The following is a 17,145-nucleotide window of genomic DNA, read 5'->3' as shown; positions in this document are numbered from 1 at the left end:
GGAAGTCTCCAGGGCTTTCGGCGGGCCGGAAACGTGACCGTCACCTCGCTCACGGTTTTCTCAGCCATCCCTGACAAGCATCTAACAATCGCCTAACCACACGCACAGCGCGGCGCAGAACCATCACGGCATGCCCTGTCGCAGAGCCCGTCGCCGTGCCCGTCCGTCCGGGCGCCGTCCGCTCGTCCACCTCGCGCTCGCCTGCGTGGTCCTGGTGGGCGGCACGGCCGCGGGGACGGTGTTCATGAGGGCCCAGGCGCAGGACGGCGCCCCCTCCGCCGTATCGTCGCCCTCCGCCGTATCGTCGTCCGCGGCCTCGGCACCCTCGTCGGCGGCCGCTGAGGAGGCTTCGGTGGAACCGGTGGCGGCGCCCGAGGTGGATCACGACGAGCTGCTCGCGACGGCCATGGCGGAGGTGACCGTCGAGGACGGGGCCGCGATCTCCGTCGCCGCGCTCGACATGGCGTCCGGCGACTCGGCCGGGTACGGGAACGCCTCGTTCGACACCGCGAGCATCGTCAAGCTGAACATCCTGGCGGCGCTGCTGCTCCAGGCGCAGGACGCGGACCGGCGGCTCACCGCGCAGGAGCGGACGTACGCGTCGGCGATGATCCGCGACAGCGACAATGTCTCCGCGACGGCGCTGTGGAAGGTCATCGGGCAGGCGGCCGGACTGGACGCGGCGAACGAGCGGTTCGGGCTGACGGCCACCGAGGGCGGCCACGGGCTGTACTGGGGCCTCACCCAGACCACGGCGGCCGATCAACTCGTGCTGCTGCGGCAGGTGTTCGGCGAGGACGACACCTCCGAGCTGAGCGCGGCCTCACGTGCGTACGTCCAGGATCTGATGGGGCGGATCGCCGAAGGTCAGGACTGGGGTGTCTCGGCCGCGGCGACGGGTGGGGCCTCGGAGTCCGGCTTCGCCCTGAAGAACGGGTGGCTGCCCCGGACCGCCACCCGGTTGTGGGACATCAACAGCGTCGGCCGGGTCGAGGTGAACGGGCGGGAGATTCTCGTGGCCGTGGTGTCCGACGGGCACACGACCAAGGCGAAGGGCGTCACCGCGGTCGAGGCGGCGGCAAGGGCGGCCGTGTCGGTCTTCGCGGACCCGACGGGCACGGAGAGCACGAAGGGCACGGAGGGCACGACGGAGGTGGCGGGCACGGCGGGTGCCGCAGGACTCAGACGATGAACTCGTCCGGGCGGCCACGGCCACGGCCGCGCCAGATCACCACCGCCGTGATCAGCAGGACCACACCGAGGCCGCCCGCGACGGGGGCCGTCCAGCCGGCGGTGAGGTCCTCCTCCTCCACCGGGTCCGGGCCGGAGCCGAAGTACTTTCCGCCGTACGACGCGGCCCTGAGGTCGTCGGGTTCGAGCTTGCCGCCCTCGTCGATGGCGGCGGCCGGGTCGACGAAGCCGAAGCCCCGGGAGTCGTCGCGACCGCCGACCGGCGCCTCGCGGGCGGTGTCCTCCAGGAGCCGTTTGACCTGGGCGGGGGTCAGGCCCGGATGGGCCGCTCTGATGAGGGCGACGGCGCCGGAGACGAAGGCCGCGGCGGCGCTGGTGCCCCAGCCCTCGTAGTACTTGCGGTCCGGGTCGGCGATGACGACGTCCATGCCGGGGGCGCTCACGGTGGCGTACCAGCGGCGGGTGGAGAACGGGGCTCGGTCGCCGTCCTCGTCGACCGCGGTCACCGCTATCACGCCCGGGTAGGCCGCCGGGTAGGAGACATGGTCGCCCTTCTCGCCGCCATTGCCTGCGGAGGCGACGACGATCGATCCCTTTGCCAGGGCGTACTGGACGGCGGCGTCTTCGGAGGGCTCCGGATGGGCGGACTCGGAGTCGTCGCCGAGGGAGAGGTTGATGACGTCGACGCCCTGGTCGGCGGCCCAGCGGATGCCGTCGGCGAGGGCGTTGCCACGGGTGCTGCGGGCCTTGGAGCGGGACGGGTCGCCGTCCTCCAGGATGACGCGGACGGGGAGGATCCTGGCCTCGGGGGCGATGCCGAGGACGCCTTCGGAGCGGTTCGCGCCGTGGCCGTGGCCGGCGATGATGCCGGCCATGGCGGTGCCGTGGCGGGCCCAGGAGCGGTCGCCGCGTGACGCCCCGAAGCCGACCATGTCCTTCGTCGGCAGGACGTTGCCGGCCAGGTCGGGGTGTTCGTCGTCGACGCCCGTGTCGAGCACGGCGACGGTGATCCCGGCGCCCTTGGTCGTTCGCCAGGCCTCCTGCGTGCGCATCGCGTCCAGCGCCCACTGCTGGTCCCGGATGCCGTCGGCGTGCGCGGCGGTGGACGGCAGGAGCGCGAGGGAGGCGGCGAGGGAGGCGCTGAGCAGACCGGTCCGCAGACGCCGAGGGCGACGGCGCCGCGGGCCGTGTCGTCGGCCGGCTGTGTCGGGGGCTTCGGTCCGCACCGGCTTCTCGGCCGTCCGCGCGGCGGCGACGGCTTCGGACGGCCCGTCCGGCCCGGCGGGTGGTGCGGCGGTCTCGGGTTCGTCGGCTGTCATGAGGGCTGCTCCGTGGCGGACGCGGCGGTCTTGCGCAGGCCGCGTTCGATGCGGTCGGCGAGGCCCTTCGCCTCGTGGCCGAGGCCGGACTGGGCCGGGGCGGTGGTGGCGCCGGACTTCATCGCGTCCTCGGCGGCCTGCGGTTCGGTGACCGTACGGCCGTCCGCGAAGCCGGAGACGGCGTAGACGACCACCGGGACGTCGGTGAGGACGGAGATCGTCCACGAGGCACGCTGCTCGTCGCCGAAGCCGGCGGCGACGGTGCCCTCGGCGGCGTACGGGCGGGGCATCAGGTCGGTGCGGCGGTCGAGGCCTTCTTGGGTGAAGCGGGCCCTGAGTGCGGTCATGGCGGCCGCGTCCGTCCTGGTGAACAGCAGGCCGACCGTGGTGACGTTGCTGCGGGTCGCGTCGGTGTAGGTGGCGCGCAGCAGCCGCAGACAGCCGACCGGGGCGAGGACCTTGCGCAGCAGCGGGTCGAAGGCGTCGGCGCAGCCACTGTCGGGCGCGACGGCGATCCGGGTCCAGGTGCGGTCGGTGCCACCGGGTCCGGCGCCCTCGCCCTGGACGGTGGGCGGGAACAGCGCGTCGACGGGTACGCCGTGCCACAGCTCACCGGCCGCGGCGAAGGTGTCGCGGGCATCGTCCGCCCCGGAGTCCCCGGTGAGCCAACTCCCGGCCGCCGCACCGCCGATGAGCCCAAAGCCGAGCACCACGCAGACGGCCACGGCAGCCGCGCGTGCCTTGGTGGAGCGGGGTCGGCGCCGCGCGTCCTGCGGCTCGGGCGGCGTCCAGGGAGAGGTGTCCGGCTGCGCGAACGTGACGAAGGGCCGCGCGGGAGACGTTCCGAGCACGCCGTCGATGGCCTCGGCCGACCGCCGCGAGGAGCTGGACGGGGGCTGCCAGCCACTGGGGCGCTCGGGGGTGAGCGGGCGCGGCCTGGGCGTCCCCTCGGGGCCGGTCGCCTCAGGCAGCGGACGCCGGAGGGGTGGGGCCGAGGACGGGTCGGCGGCGCCGGGGGCCGGTACGCGGTCGCGCGGCACGGACGTCGAGGGCTGTCCCTGCGGGCGTGAGGTCGAGTCGCGGGGGCCGGAGTCGCCGGGGCGGGACGAGCTGCCGTCGGAGCCCGGCCTGGCGGGACGAGGGGGCGCGCCGTCGGCGGTGGACCCGGACGGGCCGGCGGACCGGGACGCACGGTCGCCGAGGGTCGCGCCCGAGTCGGTCCGGGCACCCGGGGCCTGCGCGGAGGTGGCCGTACGCCGCCCGGTGGCGGGCCCGGCGGGCGGGGCGTCGGGGAAGCGCGCCGAGGCCGGGGGCGGGGCGTCACCCGGGCGCCGGGCGGCCGACGGCTCGTCCGGGATGCGGGCGGACGCGGTGGCCGGGCCGTCCGGGGTGCGAGCGGACGCTGAGGGGGTGCTCTCCGGGAAACGGGTCGCGGAGGGCGGGGTGTTCAAGTGACGGGTCCAGGCCGCTCGTCGGTCGTTCGGGGAGCGGGGCGGCACCGTGGGAGGGGTCTCCGGGACGGGGGCCTCCGTCGAAGGGGTGTCCTGGAAGCGGGCCGAGGCCCTGGGAGGCGTGTCCGGGAAACGGGCCGAGGCCGCCGGAGGCGGGGGCGGCGTGGCTGAGGAGCCGGCGTTCTGGTTCGCGGTGCGTCGGAAGTCGGCGAAGCGCGGGTGTTCGGTGCGGCGCGGACCACCACCGTCCACGGCGGAACCCGGCCCCGCGCTCTGCTCGAACGGCTGACCGGAGCCTCGTGCGGGCAAGGGGCCACGCCCGTGGCCGCTCTGCCCCGAGTCACGTCCAAAAGCGCGACCGACCGCCGGACCGGAACCTCGGGCACGGGAGGGGCCGGGCTCGCCCTGACTGCCGGAACTCCGGCCGCTCCCGGCGGAGTTCGGCCCCTCCACCGTACCCGGGTGCCGTGCGTCCCGGGCCGCGCCCGGCGTCGACGCGGGCACCGAGGACGGGCGGGGCGGGGTGCTGGGCCGCGCGGGCACACCTGCCGTCGGCGGCCGCTGTGGGCGGCGTGGCACTTCGGATCCGCCTGTGGCGGACGGCGCGCGGTCGGGACGAGGCGGCGGCACCGATCGCGAACCTCCGGCGACGGAGTCCGTCGGGGTGTCCGGTGCGGGGGCGTTCGGTGTCGAGCCGCTCGGAGGCGGGGCCGACGGGTCCTGGCCCGGGGGTATGGAGGGGCGGGGTGGGGCCGGGGGGCGTGGGGGAATGGAGGCGCGGCGCGCTTCCGTGCTCATGCACCCCCCGTTTCCTCGTCCCTTGCAGACCCGGAGGTCGTCGTTTCCCGCAGACCCGAAGGTCGGCTTCTCCCGCAGACGCGAGCCGCCCGTCACCTCGGGCAAGCCATACCCGTGGCAGCGGATCGGCATCCCCGTCGAGGTCGTCCCTGCGTGCGCGTCACTCTACGGGTTGGCCCCGGTCGAACGGGAACCAGTCCCGCGGGACTGTGGCTTAAGCCCGGAACGTCCCCCTACCCTGCGGTAATCATGTCTGGCAGGCTTCGTGCATGACTGCGCGCGCCGCCGACCGGGCCCGGTACGACCGGGCCACAGCTCATCTCGACGCCCCGCTGGCGATCGTCGACCTCGACGCCTTCGACGCCAACGCCGACGACCTCGTCCGCAGGGCCGGCGGCAAGCCGATCCGCGTCGCGAGCAAGTCCGTTCGCTGCCGGGCGCTGCTGGAGAGGGTCCTGGCCCGTGAGGGCTTCCAGGGCATCATGTCGTTCACCCTCGCCGAGTCCCTGTGGCTGGCCCGTTCCGGGTTCGAGGACGTCCTGCTCGCCTATCCGTCGGCCGACCACGAGGCGTTCGCCGAACTGGCGGGCGACCCCAAGCTCGCGGCCGCGGTGACCGTGATGGTCGACGACCCCGCCCAGCTCCAGCTGATCGACAACTCCCGACGTGGCGGCACCGAAGTCGTCCGGGTCTGCCTGGAGTTGGACACCTCGCTGAAGCTGCTCGGCGGACGGGTGCGCGTCGGCGCGCGGCGCTCCCCCCTGCACTCCCCCGCGCAGGTCGCCGACATGGCGCGCGCCGTGGCCGAGCGCCCGGGGTTCAAGCTGGTCGGGATCATGGCCTACGAGGGTCATATCGCCGGTGTGGGCGACTCGGTGGCCGGGCGGCCGCTGCGGTCGCGGGCGGTGCGCATGATGCAGGCCACGGCGAAGAAGGAGCTGGCCGTCCGTCGGGCCGAAGTGGTACGGGCCGTCCGGCAGGTGGCGCCGGACCTGGAGTTCGTGAACGGCGGCGGCACGGGCAGTGTGCAGCACACGGCGGCCGAGGACGCGGTCACCGAGATCGGCGCGGGCTCCGGGCTGTACGTGCCTCGGCTCTTCGACAACTACACCTCGTTCACGGGGCGTCCGGCCGCGCTGTTCGCGATGCCCGTCGTACGGCGTCCGGGTGTCGGCGTCGTCACCGTCCTGGGCGGCGGCTACCCGGCCTCCGGCGCTCCCGGCCCCGACCGGCTCCCCGTGCCGTATCTGCCGGAGGGGCTGAAGTACGACCCGCAGGAGGGGCCGGGCGAGGTGCAGACCCCGCTGCTCGGCGCGCCCGCCGACGATCTGCTGCTCGGGGACAAGGTGTGGTTCCGGCACGCCAAGGCCGGTGAGCTGTGCGAGCGGTTCGACGTGCTGCACCTGGTGGAGGGCGACGAGGTGACGGCGAGCGTGCCGACGTACCGCGGCGAGGGGCACACCTTCCTGTAGCGCGGGGTACGGGGCCGGGAGCCCCGCGCGGGTTCCCGGCCCCGTACCCGGGCGGGGCTCGGGCTGAACGGGCCTCACGAGGGGCCGAGGCTGCTGCCCACTCCCCCGCCCGTGTCGGCCTCCGCGTCGCCCGCCGGGCGGATGCCCCGGACGATCTCGTCGATGTCGTGGAGCGGCGGGCCGTCGTCGCCCGCGTCGAGGGCGAACCGGACCAGGACCGGGGCCTCGGAGCCGATGCTGGAGGGGAAGACGAGGGACTGGACGTAGCCGCCGGCGCCGGCGCCCGTCGTCACCCGCCAGCGCACGTAGTAGCCGGCGCGGCCCGCGACGGCGACCGAGCCGGAGCCGACGACCTCGTGGCCGGTGATGCCGCCGTACGGCTGCTGGTCCAGGACGTCGCGGTCGAAGGCGTCGTTCGCGGCGTCCTCGATGTCCTTCTCGGCGAGGATCTTCGGGGAGGTCTCGTCGCTGCCGGTGACGGTCCGGGAGACGACGACGCCACCGCGGCACACACTGCCCTCGCCGGGGCAGTCGAAGGTGCCGTCGGTGACCAGGACGGCGTCCTCCTCACCGGACCGGTCGCCGTCCTCCCAGCCCTCGGGGATCGGGAAGGTGATGCCGTTGAGCTCGTCCGCGACGCGGTCGGCGTCCTCGGCGGGGGACGGGCCGGCGGACTTCGACGGGGAGGGGCTGTCCTTCCCGTCGGCCCCGGAGGTCGGGGACGCCGTGGTGGTCCGCGTCTCCTGCCCGCCGTCGCCGTCCTTGCCGAGGAGCAGGACACCGCCGGTGACCGCCCCGGCCACCAGGACGGCCCCGACGGCGGCCAGGGCCAGGACCTTGGTGCGGCCGGGGCCCCGGCGCATGGGCGGCTGGGGCTGGAGCACCGGCGGGGCGGGCTGTTCCGGCTGGCGCCGGTGGTCGGTCCACGCGGTCCCGTCCCACCAGCGTTCGGTGAGCGGGTAGGACGGGTCGCGGTACCAGCCGGGCGGCGAACTGCTCATCCCGGCACTCTAATCACACCGACGGGGTCGGTGTTCCGCTCCCCGGGACGGACCGCCGAGAGCGACGCCGGGACGGACGGCCCGGAGGCTTCACCGTACGGGCCGCCTAGAGCGGGGTGACGTACGCGCCCGAGATACCGCCGTCGACCAGGAAGTCGGTGGCGTTCACGAACGAGGAGTCGTCGCTGGCGAGGAACGCGACGGCGGCCGCGATCTCGGTGGCCTCGGCGAACCGGCCGACCGGGATGTGCACGAGCCGGCGCGCGGCCCGCTCCGGGTCCTTGGCGAACAGCTCCTGGAGGAGGGGGGTGTTCACCGGTCCCGGGCAGAGCGCGTTGACGCGGATCCCCTCCCGGGCGAACTGCACGCCCAGCTCACGCGACATCGCCAGCACACCGCCCTTGGAGGCCGTGTACGAGATCTGGGAGGTCGCGGCGCCCATGCGGGCCACGAAGGACGCGGTGTTGATGATCGAGCCCTTGCCTTGGCGGCGCATGTAGGGGATCGCGGCCTTGCAGCACAGGTACACGGAGGTGAGATTGACCTCCTGCACCCGCTTCCAGGCCTCCAGGCCGGTCTCCAGGATGGAGTCGTCGTCGGGCGGGGAGATGCCCGCGTTGTTGAAGGCGATGTCGACGCTGCCGTAGGTGTCGAACGCGGTCTTGAAGAGCGCCTCGACCTGCTCGGCGTCGGTGACGTCGACCTTGACGAAGAGCCCGCCGACCTCCTCGGCGGCCGCCTTGCCGCGCTCCTCGTCGAGGTCGCCGCAGACGACGTGCGCGCCCTCGGCGGCGAGCCGGCGCGCGGTGGCGAGGCCGATGCCGCTGCCGGCACCGGTGATGACGGCGGTGCGGCCGACCAGGCGGCGGCAGATGTTCTCAGGGGACGTCGAGGTCACTGTGCGGGGCCTTCCGTGCTGATGAAGACGTTCTTGGTTTCGGTGAAGGCGGCGAGCGCGTCCGGGCCCAGCTCACGGCCGATGCCGGACTGCTTGAAGCCGCCGAAGGGGGTCCAGTAGCGGACGCTGGAGTGGGAGTTGACGGACAGGTTGCCCGCGCGGACGCCCTGCGAGACCCGCAGGGCGCGGCCGACGTCCCGGGTCCAGATGGAGCCGGAGAGGCCGTACGGGGTGTCGTTGGCGAGCCGGATCGCGTCCGCCTCGTCGGTGAAGGGCAGCAGGACGGCTACGGGTCCGAAGATCTCCTCGCGGGCGGCGGCGGAGTCGGGCCGCTCCCCGGTGAGGACGGTCGGCGGGAACCAGAAGCCGGGCCCGTCGGGGGCGCCGCCCCGCAGCGCGGCCGCCTCCTCGGGCACGAACGACCGTACGCGGTCCAGCTGTTGACGGGAGATCAGCGGGCCCATCTGGGTCTTCTCGTCGGCCGGGTCGCCCACCACCACGCCGGCCAGCGACTCGGCGAGCAGGCTCTGGACCTCGTCGTACACGGACTCCTGGACCAGGACGCGGGTGCGGGCGCAGCAGTCCTGGCCGGCGTTGTCGAGGAAGGAGAAGGGGTCGACGGCCCTCTTGAGGTCGGCGTCGGCGAAGACGATGTTCGGGCTCTTGCCGCCGAGTTCGAGGGTGACCTGCTTGACCTGGTCGGCGCAGAGTTCCATGACGCGCTTGCCGGTCCGGGTGGAGCCGGTGAACACGATCTTGGCGACGCCGGGGTGCTTGACGAGGGCCTCGCCGGTGATGTCGCCGCGTCCGGGCAGCACCTGGAAGAGGTGTTCCGGGAGCCCGGCCTCCAGGGCGAGTTCGGCGAGGCGCAACGCGGTGAGCGGGGTGGTCTCGGCGGGCTTGAGGACGACGGCGTTGCCGGCGGCGAGTGCGGGTGCGGTGCCCCAGGCGGCGATCGGCATGGGGAAGTTCCAGGGCGCGATGACCCCGACGACCCCGAGCGGTTCGAGGATCGTGACGTTCATGCCGCCGGGCACCGGGATCTGCCGACCGGAGAGCCGTTCGACGCCGCCGGCGGCGTAGTCGAGCAGGTCCCGGACGTTTCCCGCCTCCCAGCGGGCGTTGCCGATGGTGTGTCCGGCCTCGCGGACCTCCAGGCGGGCGAGCTCCTCGATGTGGTCGTCGACCACGGCGGCGAAGCGGCGCAGGAGCCGGGCCCGGTCGGCGGGGCCGACGGCGGCCCAGGCGTGCTGTGCCTTCTCCGCCCGGCGCACGGCGGCGTCGACGTCGTGCTCGGCGGCGCCCGCGACGGCGGCGATCGCCTCCTCCGTCGCCGGATTGAGGACGTCCAGGATGTGGTGCTGGGACAAGGGATGCCTCACAGACGTTCGAAGGAGCGGCGCAGCTCCCAGTCGGTCACGGCGGCGTCGAAGGCCGCCAGCTCGACGCGGGCCATGTTCAGGTAGTGCGCGACGACCTCCTCGCCGAAGGCGGCCTTGGCGATGGGGCTGTGCTCCCAGAGCTCGGCGGCCTGGTGCAGGGTGGTCGGCACATGGTCGTACTCGGCGGTGTAGGCGTTGCCCGCGCACACCTCGGGCAGTTCCAGCTTCTGCTCGATGCCGTGGAGACCGGCCGCGATCAGGCCGGCGACGGCGAGGTGCGGGTTGACGTCACCGCCGGGGAGCCGGTTCTCGAAGCGCATCGAGCGGCCGTGGCCGACGACCCTGAGCGCGCAGGTGCGGTTGTCGTACCCCCAGGCCACGGCGGTCGGGGCGAAGGAGCCCGGCTGGAACCGCTTGTAGGAGTTGATGTTGGGGGCGTAGAGGAGCGAGAAGTCCCGCAGGGCGGCCAGCTGTCCGGCGAGGAAGTGCCGCATGACCTGGGACATCTCCTGCCCGTCGGCCATGACGTTGGTGCCGTCGGCGTCCGCGAGGGAGAGATGGATGTGACAGGAGTTGCCCTCGCGCTCGTTGTACTTCGCCATGAAGGTGAGCGAGACGCCCTCCTGCGCGGCGATCTCCTTGGCGCCGGTCTTGTAGATGGCGTGCTGGTCGCAGGTGACCAGGGCCTCGTCGTACTTGAAGGCGATCTCGTGCTGGCCGGGGTTGCACTCGCCCTTGGCGGACTCGACGGTCAGCCCGGCGGCCGCCATCTCGTTGCGGATCCTCCGCAGGAGGGGCTCGATACGGCCCGTCCCGAGGACCGAGTAGTCGATGTTGTACTGGTTCGCCGGGGTCAGGCCCTTGTAGCCGGCGTCCCAGGCCTGCTCGTAGGTGTCCTTGAAGACGATGAACTCCAGCTCGGTGCCCACGTTGGCCGTGTAGCCCAGTTCCGCGAGGCGCTCCAGCTGGCGGCGCAGGATCTGCCGGGGGGCGGCGACGACCGGGGAGCCGTCGTTCCAGGCGAGGTCGGCGACGAGCATGGCCGTGCCCTCGTTCCAGGGCACCCGGCGCAGGGTGGAGAGGTCGGGGTGCATGGCGAAGTCGCCGTAGCCGCGGTCCCAGGAGGACATCGCGTAGCCGTCGACGGTGTTCATCTCGGTGTCGACGGCGAGCAGGTAGTTGCAGCCCTCGGTGCCGTGGGCGAGCACCTCGTCGAGGAAGAAGCGCGCGGCGAACCGCTTGCCCTGAAGTCGCCCTTGCATGTCGGGGAAGGCCAGGACGACAGTGTCGATCTCACCGCCCGCGACGAGGGTGTGCAGTTCCTCGACGGAGAGCGGGGGGGTGTGGTCTGCCACGGGAAAGCCTCCTAGGGGCTTCTTCGGCCACCCCGGAGCCATTCAGCCATCCGGGAGCCATAAGGTATTACCCGTAACCATTAGTTGGGAAGGGGGAACGGTCACATGTCGCGGACAGGGGCGGAACCGGAGACTCCGTGGGCCGACGACCGACTGGCGTCCGTCCTGCGTCCGGTTCGGGCGGGCAACGGCTTCGAGGAGGCGCTGGAGCAGATCCTCCAAGTGGTCCGGCTCGGCCTGGTGCCCGGCGGCGAACGGCTGCCGGCCGAGCGCGAGCTGGCGGAGCGGCTCGGGATCAGCCGGGTGACGCTGCGCGAGGTGCTGAAGGTGCTCCAGGACCAGGGCCTGATCGAGGCCCGGCGCGGGCGGTACGGCGGAACGTTCGTGCTGCCGCGCGCGGAAACCCCGGGCGAGGACGAGCTGCGCCGGCGCCTGAAGGGCATCGACGTCGAGGACACGCTGCGCTTCCGCGAGGTGCTGGAGGTGGGCGCGGCGGGACTGTGCGCGGCGCACGGCCTGAGCGACGACCAGAGCGAGCGGCTGCGCGGGGCCCTGGCGCGCACCCACAACGCGCCGCTCACGGAGTACCGGCGGCTGGACACCCTGCTCCACCTCACCATCGCCGAGCTGTCGGGCTCCCCCTCGCTCGCCGCCCAGTACGCGGGCGTACGCGCCGGGGTCAACGACCTGCTCGACTGCATCCCGCTGCTGGTGCGCAACCTGGAGCACTCGCAGCAGCAGCACACGGCGCTGGTCGAGGCGGTGCTCGACGAGGATGCCGAGGCGGCGCGGGAGATCATGCGCGAACACTGCGCGGGCACGGCGGCGCTGCTGCGCGGCTTCCTGGGGTGAGGACGGATGTGACGGCCGGGCCAGGACCTGATGGATTTACGACCGCGTAACGCAGGGGTATTGCTTTTCGGCCACCCCTCCCACAAAGGTATGGATCCATTCCTTTGAGTGGGGAGAGTGCGTCATGTCCCTGAAAGCCACCGACACCGCCGACTCGGCGGACGACTACCTGGAGCGCCGGACGCTCCGCCGGGGCAGCGCCGGCTGGGTCCTGCTGACCGGTCTCGGCGTCGCCTATGTCGTCTCCGGCGACTTCTCCGGCTGGAACCTCGGCCTGGCGGAGGGCGGCTTCGGCGGCCTGGCGATCGCCACGGTGCTCATGGGCACCATGTACGCCTGTATGGTCTTCGCCCTCGCCGAACTGTCCGCGATCCTGCCGACGGCGGGCGGCGGCTACGGCTTCGCACGCCGTGCGCTCGGCCCGTGGGGCGGCTTCCTGACGGGCACGGCGATCCTGATCGAGTACGTGCTGGCCCCGGCGGCCATCGTGATCTTCATCGGTGACTATGTGGAGTCACTGGGTCTGTTCGGCCTGGAGTCCGGCTGGCCGGTCTACTTCGCCTGCTTCGCGATCTTCATCGGCATCCATCTCTGGGGCGTCGGTGAGGCGTTGATCGCCAGCTTCGTCGTCACCGGCATCGCCGTCTTCGCCCTGATCGTGTTCGCCCTGGGCGCGCTGCCCGACTTCAGCGTGTCCGCGCTCGACGACATCCCGGTGGACACCGGCGCGTTCGGCGCGAGTTCCTGGCTGCCCATGGGGCTGCTGGGCATCTGGGCGGCGTTCCCGTTCGGCATGTGGTTCTTCCTGGGCGTCGAGGGTGTGCCGCTGGCCGCCGAGGAGACCAGGGACCCGGCCCGCACCCTGCCGAAGGCCATCCGCTGGTCCATGGGTGTCCTGGTGGTGCTGGCGGTGATCACCTTCGTCGCCGCGGCCGGGGCGCGTGGCTCCGCCGCCATCCAGGACGCCGGCAACCCGCTGGTCGAGGCGCTCCAGCCGGACGGCGAGGCCACGGCGCTCAGCCGATTCGTGAACTACGCCGGTCTGGCGGGCCTGGTGGCCTCGTTCTTCTCGCTGATCTACGCGGGATCGCGCCAGCTCTTCGCGCTCTCCCGGGCCGGCTACCTCCCCCGGGTCCTGTCCCTCACCAGCGGCCGCAAGGCCCCGTACCTGGGGCTGCTGGTGCCGGGCGCCATCGGTTTCGCGCTCGCCGCCGGGACCGGGGACGGCGGCCGGATGCTGAACATCGCCGTCTTCGGCGCCACCATCAGCTACGCGCTGATGGCCCTGTCGCACATCGTGCTGCGCCGCAGGGAGCCGGGGCTCGAGCGGCCGTACCGCACGCCGGGCGGGGTGCTGACCTCCTCGGTCGCCCTCGTCCTCGCGTGCTCGGCGCTGGTGGCGACGTTCCTGGTGGATGTGACGGCGGCGTTCATCGCGCTCGGCGTGTACGCGATCGCGGCGGCGTATTTCGGGCTCTACAGCCGCAAGCACCTGGTGGCGAAGGCGCCGGAGGAGGAATTCGCGGCGCTGGCCGCGGCCGAGGCAGAGTTGGTGCGGGACTGAGCGTCGCGTTCCATGGGTTGCGTGGGGCGTGACGTTCACGGCTCGCACGCGTGAGGAGCAAGTGTGACCAGGCCGTTGATCGGTGTGAGTACGTATCTGGCAGACGCGCGCTGGGGCGTCTGGGAGCTGGAGGCGGCCCTGCTGCCGGTCGGCTACCCCCGGCTCGTCCAGGCGGCCGGTGGCATGGCCGCGATGCTGCCGCCGGACGCCCCGGCGCACGCCGCCGGGGCGGTCGCCCGCCTCGACGGCCTGGTCATCGCGGGTGGGCCCGATGTGGACCCCGCCCGCTACGGCGCCGAGCGGTCCCCTCGCTGCGGCCCGGCCGCCCCCGAGCGCGACGCGTGGGAGCTGGCGTTGATCCGGGCGGCGCTGGACTCCGGTACCCCGCTCCTCGGCATCTGCCGCGGCATGCAGCTGCTGAACGTCGCCCTCGGGGGCACGCTGATCCAGCACATCGACGACCACGTGGCCGGGATCGGTGTCTTCGGCCGCCACGCGGTGAAGCCCGTCCCGGGCACGCGCTACGGCGACCTCGTCCCCGAGGAGACGGACGTGCCGACCTACCACCACCAGGCCGTGGACCGCCTGGGCACCGGCCTGCTGGCCTCGGCCCACGCCTCCGACGGCACGATCGAGGCCATCGAACTGCCCGCCCCCGCGTGGGCGTTGGGCCTGCAGTGGCATCCGGAGATGGGCGAGGACGTACGGGTGATGCGAGCGCTGGTGGCGGCGACGCCCTGAGCGCCCGCCGCCCTCGCCCCCGCCGGGCCTACCCGTCCCATCCTCAAGGGGCTGCGCCCCTTCGACCCCCAGGCGTCCGTCCGGTGGGGGCTGGTCGCGCAGTTCCCCGCGCCCCTGAAAAAGGGGCGGGGCTGCGCCCCGGCCTTTTTCAGGCCCGCAGGGGCCTGAATCTCTTAGGGGCGCGGGGAACTGCGCGAGAAGCCCCCACCGGGCCGGCACCCGACAACGCACCCCTCGGCGCGGTCAGACGCCCGTAGGCCCCCGCGTGAGGCCGAGCAGGTCCCGTGCCGGGCCCGTCGGGCGGTGGCCCGTCGGCCAGACCGCTCGTAGGGCGCGGCGCAGGCGGACGCCGTTCACGGGGACGCGGATCAGACGGCGGGCGGAGAGTTCCTCGCCGAGGGCGAGTTCGCTGAGCACCGCCGGGCCCGCGCCGCTCAGCGCCGAGGACTTGACCGCCGTGGTGGAGGAGAGCTCGATGAGAGGCCGGGCCAGGCCGCCCAGGGCCGCCTCCAGGACCTGCCGCGTACCCGAGCCCTTCTCCCGCAGGATCAGCGGCGTGGAGGCCAGCTCCGCCGCCTCCAGGGGTTTGCGACGACGCGCCCAGGGGTGACTCGGCGCGGTCACGACGATCAGGTGGTCGTGCGCTATCACGGCCGCGTCCAGCCCGGCCGGCACGGTCGGCCCCTCGACGAACCCCAGGTCGGCCTCGTCCGCGAGCAGCCGCTCCGCCACGACGGTCGAGTTGCCCGCGAGGAGCGAGACCGCCGTGTCCGGGCGTGCGGCGCGCAGCGCGATGAGCCAGCCGGGCAGCAGGTACTCGGCGATGGTCATGCTCGCGGCGACCCGGAGCCGGGAGTCACGCCGGTCCCGCAGCGCCTGCGCGCCCGCGTCGAACGCCTCGGCCGCCTCCACGATCCGCCGTGCCCAGTCGGTGACGAGCGCCCCCGCGTCGGTGAGCCGGGACCCGCGCGGTGACCGGTCGACCAGCGCCACCCCCAGCTGTCGTTCCATCGAGCGGACACGACTGCTCGCGGCGGGCTGGGTGATGCCCAGCTCCCGCGCCGCCCGACCGAGCGAGCCCAGCCGGGCCACGGCCAGCAGCAGTTCGAGTGCCCCGAGATCCGGCACCCGGTGGGCCAGCCCGCCCCGCTCCCCGTTCGTCTCACTCATAACCCAAGCTTATGCCCCCATACAACCGGACTCCCTGGTGGGCCCCGCACGGCGGCGGGACGCTCGACGCATGGCCACCGCAGTCCGCCCAGCCCGTCCGTCCACGCCCCATCCGCACCCCCGCCCCCGTCCGGGTGCGCGCGCGTCCCGCCCGCTCCCGTTCCCCGCCCTGCGTCACCTCGGCCCGAACTGGTACGCCCCGGTCATGGGCACCGCCATCGTCGCCTCCGCCGGTGCAGGACTCCCCATGGACCTCCCGGGTCTGCGGACGGCCTGCGCGGCGGTGTGGGCGCTCGCCCTCGTCGCCCTGGTCGCCGTCCTCGGCGCCCGCGCCCTGCACTGGACCCACCACCGCGACCAGGCCCGCGCCGACCTCCTGGACCCGGCCGTGGCCCCCTTCCACGGCTGCCTCGCCATGGCCCTGCTGGCCGTCGGCGGCGGTGCCCTGGTCGTCGGCCGCGACTGGATCGGCGCGCGGGCGGCCGTCGCCCTGGACGTCGTGCTCTTCTCCCCCGGGACGGCCACGGGCCTCGTCGCCGCCGTGGTCGTGCCGTATCTGATGATCGTCCGGCATCGGATCGACGCGGACCGGGTCACTCCGGCCCTGCTGCTCCCCCTCGTCGCCCCGATGGTCTCCGCCGCGCTCGGTCCGCTGCTCGTGCCGCACCTGCCGCCCGGGCAGCCCCGGCAGACGCTGCTGTTCGGCTGTCTCGCGCTGTTCGGGCTGAGTCTGCTGGCCACCCTGCTCGTCCTGCCGGCGGTGTGCGGCCGGCTCGTCACGGCAGGGCCGTTGCCGCTCGCGCTGACGCCGAGCCTGTTCCTGGTCCTGGGACCACTCGGGCAGTCGACCACCGCCGTCGGCAACCTCGCCGACGCGGCCTCCGGCGCCGTAGCAGCCCCGTACGCGCACGCCTTCATCCCGTTCGCCGTGCTCTACGGCGTCCCCGTCCTCGGCTTCGCGCTGCTCTGGCTCGCGCTCGCCGCCGCCCTGGTCGTCCGTGCCCGGCGGCGGGGCATGGGGTTCTCGATGGCCTGGTGGGCGTTCACCTTCCCGGTCGGCACCTGCGCGACCGGCACGACGGGACTGGCCCGGCACACGGGGCTGATCGCCCTGGACGTCCTCGCCGTCGCGCTGTACGCGCTGCTGCTGGCTGCCTGGGCCACGGCCGCCGTCGGCACCGTGCGCGGTCTGGTCAGCGGAAGGCTGCTCGCAGCGCCGCGTCCAGCACCCGCGGAGCCTCGGCCAGCGACGGCCCGTACCAGGTGAGGTGACGACCGCTGAGCAGCGCGCAGGGCAGCCCGCCGAACGCCTCGGGGCCGTCGTCGGTGGTGAAGCGGTACGGCTCGTCGGGCAGGACCACGACATCGGGCGCGGCGGCCCGCAGCTCCTCCACGGGGATCCGGGGATAGCGCTCGGCGTGCCCGGCGTACAGATGGTCCACGCCCAGCCGGGCGAGCACGTCGCCGGCGAAGGTGTCCCGGCCGAGGACCATCCACGGCCTGCGCCAGACGGGCACAACTGCGGTCGTCCTGCGGCCGGGCGTCAGCGGACCGTCCGCGGCGGCGGCCGGCGGCCGGGACCATGCCGACTCCGCCTCGTCCAGCCAGCGCGGCCGGGCCCGGGCCCCGCAGGCACGCAGCACCCGGTCCAGTTCGGCGAAGGCGCCCGGCACGTCCCGAACCTCGGTGACGAGGACCTCGACTCCCGCCTCGCGCAGGGCGGCCAGGTCCGCCTCGCGGTTCTCCTCCTCGTTGGCGATCACGAGGTCGGGGGCGAGACGGGCGATGTCGTCGGTCCTGGGGTTCTTGGTGCCGCCGATCCGGGCCACGTCAAGATCACCTGGGTGGGCGCACCAATCAGTCGCGCCGACCAGCACGCCCGGCAGCGAGACCGCGACGGCCTCCGTCAGTGACGGGACCAGGGAGACGACCCGGGGGAAGGAACCCACCG

General features: G+C 73.6%; 14 protein-coding genes. 6 read left to right on the top strand and 8 right to left on the bottom strand.

Annotated features, from left to right (window positions below; translation table 11 throughout):
• Positions 1-130: 130 nt before the first annotated feature.
• Positions 131-1,192, top strand: a complete 1,062-nt coding sequence (locus P8T65_RS38515) for a hypothetical protein (RefSeq protein WP_316729956.1) — start codon at positions 131-133, stop codon at positions 1,190-1,192.
• On the opposite strand, the gene mycP is transcribed toward P8T65_RS38515, so the two are convergent.
• Both mycP and P8T65_RS38505 read right to left on the bottom strand, forming a co-directional pair.
• Complete coding sequence (gene mycP / locus P8T65_RS38510; RefSeq protein WP_316729955.1) at positions 1,182-2,510, bottom strand: type VII secretion-associated serine protease mycosin; 1,329 nt, start codon at positions 2,508-2,510, stop codon at positions 1,182-1,184. The two genes, P8T65_RS38515 and mycP, sit on opposite strands and share 11 nt — an antisense overlap.
• Positions 2,507-4,270 carry a hypothetical protein gene (locus tag P8T65_RS38505; protein ID WP_316729954.1) on the bottom strand — a complete coding sequence of 588 codons (1,764 nt, stop codon included), beginning with the start codon at positions 4,268-4,270 and terminating at the stop codon, positions 2,507-2,509. Before P8T65_RS38505 ends, mycP begins: the two co-directional genes overlap by 4 nt.
• 758 nt (positions 4,271-5,028) lie before the next feature.
• Between P8T65_RS38505 and P8T65_RS38500 the strand changes: the two genes are divergently transcribed.
• Positions 5,029-6,231 (top strand): amino acid deaminase/aldolase, encoded by a 1,203-nt coding sequence (locus P8T65_RS38500; RefSeq protein WP_316729951.1) that lies wholly within the window; start codon positions 5,029-5,031, stop codon positions 6,229-6,231.
• 74 nt (positions 6,232-6,305) lie between these two features.
• Here the strand turns inward: P8T65_RS38500 and P8T65_RS38495 are convergent, their stop codons facing one another.
• The 4 genes from P8T65_RS38495 to P8T65_RS38480 all read right to left on the bottom strand — a co-directional run bounded on the left by P8T65_RS38495 (position 6,306) and on the right by P8T65_RS38480 (position 10,867).
• Positions 6,306-7,232, bottom strand: coding sequence for a DUF2510 domain-containing protein (locus P8T65_RS38495; RefSeq protein WP_316729949.1), 927 nt, complete (start codon positions 7,230-7,232; stop codon positions 6,306-6,308).
• Positions 7,233-7,338: 106 nt separating this feature from the next.
• Complete coding sequence (locus tag P8T65_RS38490) at positions 7,339-8,130, bottom strand: 3-oxoacyl-ACP reductase (RefSeq protein WP_316729948.1); 792 nt, start codon at positions 8,128-8,130, stop codon at positions 7,339-7,341.
• On the bottom strand, positions 8,127-9,500 hold the full coding sequence (locus tag P8T65_RS38485; protein WP_316729947.1) for an aldehyde dehydrogenase family protein: 1,374 nt from the start codon (positions 9,498-9,500) through the stop codon (positions 8,127-8,129). Before P8T65_RS38485 ends, P8T65_RS38490 begins: the two co-directional genes overlap by 4 nt.
• A gap of 8 nt (positions 9,501-9,508) precedes the next feature.
• On the bottom strand, positions 9,509-10,867 hold the full coding sequence (locus P8T65_RS38480) for a glutamine synthetase family protein (RefSeq protein ID WP_316729946.1): 1,359 nt from the start codon (positions 10,865-10,867) through the stop codon (positions 9,509-9,511).
• 105 nt (positions 10,868-10,972) lie between these two features.
• On the opposite strand from P8T65_RS38480, the gene P8T65_RS38475 reads away from it, so the two are divergent.
• The 3 genes from P8T65_RS38475 (at position 10,973) to P8T65_RS38465 (ending at position 14,024) form a co-directional block, all read left to right on the top strand.
• A complete protein-coding gene (locus P8T65_RS38475) occupies positions 10,973-11,719 on the top strand; it encodes an FCD domain-containing protein (RefSeq protein ID WP_316729945.1) in 747 nt (248 codons plus the stop codon).
• 124 nt (positions 11,720-11,843) lie between these two features.
• On the top strand, positions 11,844-13,283 hold the full coding sequence (gene eat, locus P8T65_RS38470; RefSeq protein WP_316729944.1) for an ethanolamine permease: 1,440 nt from the start codon (positions 11,844-11,846) through the stop codon (positions 13,281-13,283).
• A gap of 63 nt (positions 13,284-13,346) precedes the next feature.
• Positions 13,347-14,024 carry a gamma-glutamyl-gamma-aminobutyrate hydrolase family protein gene (locus P8T65_RS38465; RefSeq protein ID WP_316729943.1) on the top strand — a complete coding sequence of 226 codons (678 nt, stop codon included), beginning with the start codon at positions 13,347-13,349 and terminating at the stop codon, positions 14,022-14,024.
• A gap of 243 nt (positions 14,025-14,267) precedes the next feature.
• Here the strand turns inward: P8T65_RS38465 and P8T65_RS38460 are convergent, their stop codons facing one another.
• Positions 14,268-15,194 carry a LysR family transcriptional regulator gene (locus tag P8T65_RS38460; RefSeq protein WP_316729942.1) on the bottom strand — a complete coding sequence of 309 codons (927 nt, stop codon included), beginning with the start codon at positions 15,192-15,194 and terminating at the stop codon, positions 14,268-14,270.
• 70 nt (positions 15,195-15,264) lie between these two features.
• Here P8T65_RS38460 and P8T65_RS38455 point away from each other — a divergent pair, with 70 nt between their 5' ends.
• Complete coding sequence (locus tag P8T65_RS38455; RefSeq protein WP_316729940.1) at positions 15,265-16,461, top strand: TDT family transporter; 1,197 nt, start codon at positions 15,265-15,267, stop codon at positions 16,459-16,461.
• Here the strand turns inward: P8T65_RS38455 and P8T65_RS38450 are convergent.
• Positions 16,388-17,143: a helical backbone metal receptor gene (locus P8T65_RS38450; protein WP_316729939.1), complete on the bottom strand. Its 756-nt coding sequence runs from the start codon at positions 17,141-17,143 to the stop codon at positions 16,388-16,390. The genes P8T65_RS38455 and P8T65_RS38450 overlap by 74 nt on opposite strands.
• Positions 17,144-17,145 lie beyond the last annotated feature (2 nt).

The sequence above is a fragment of the Streptomyces sp. 11x1 genome (genome assembly GCF_032598905.1).
Lineage (GTDB): Bacteria > Actinomycetota > Actinomycetes > Streptomycetales > Streptomycetaceae > Streptomyces.
Note: the sequence above shows the minus strand (reverse complement) of the source record. Positions and strands in the feature narration are given on the sequence as shown.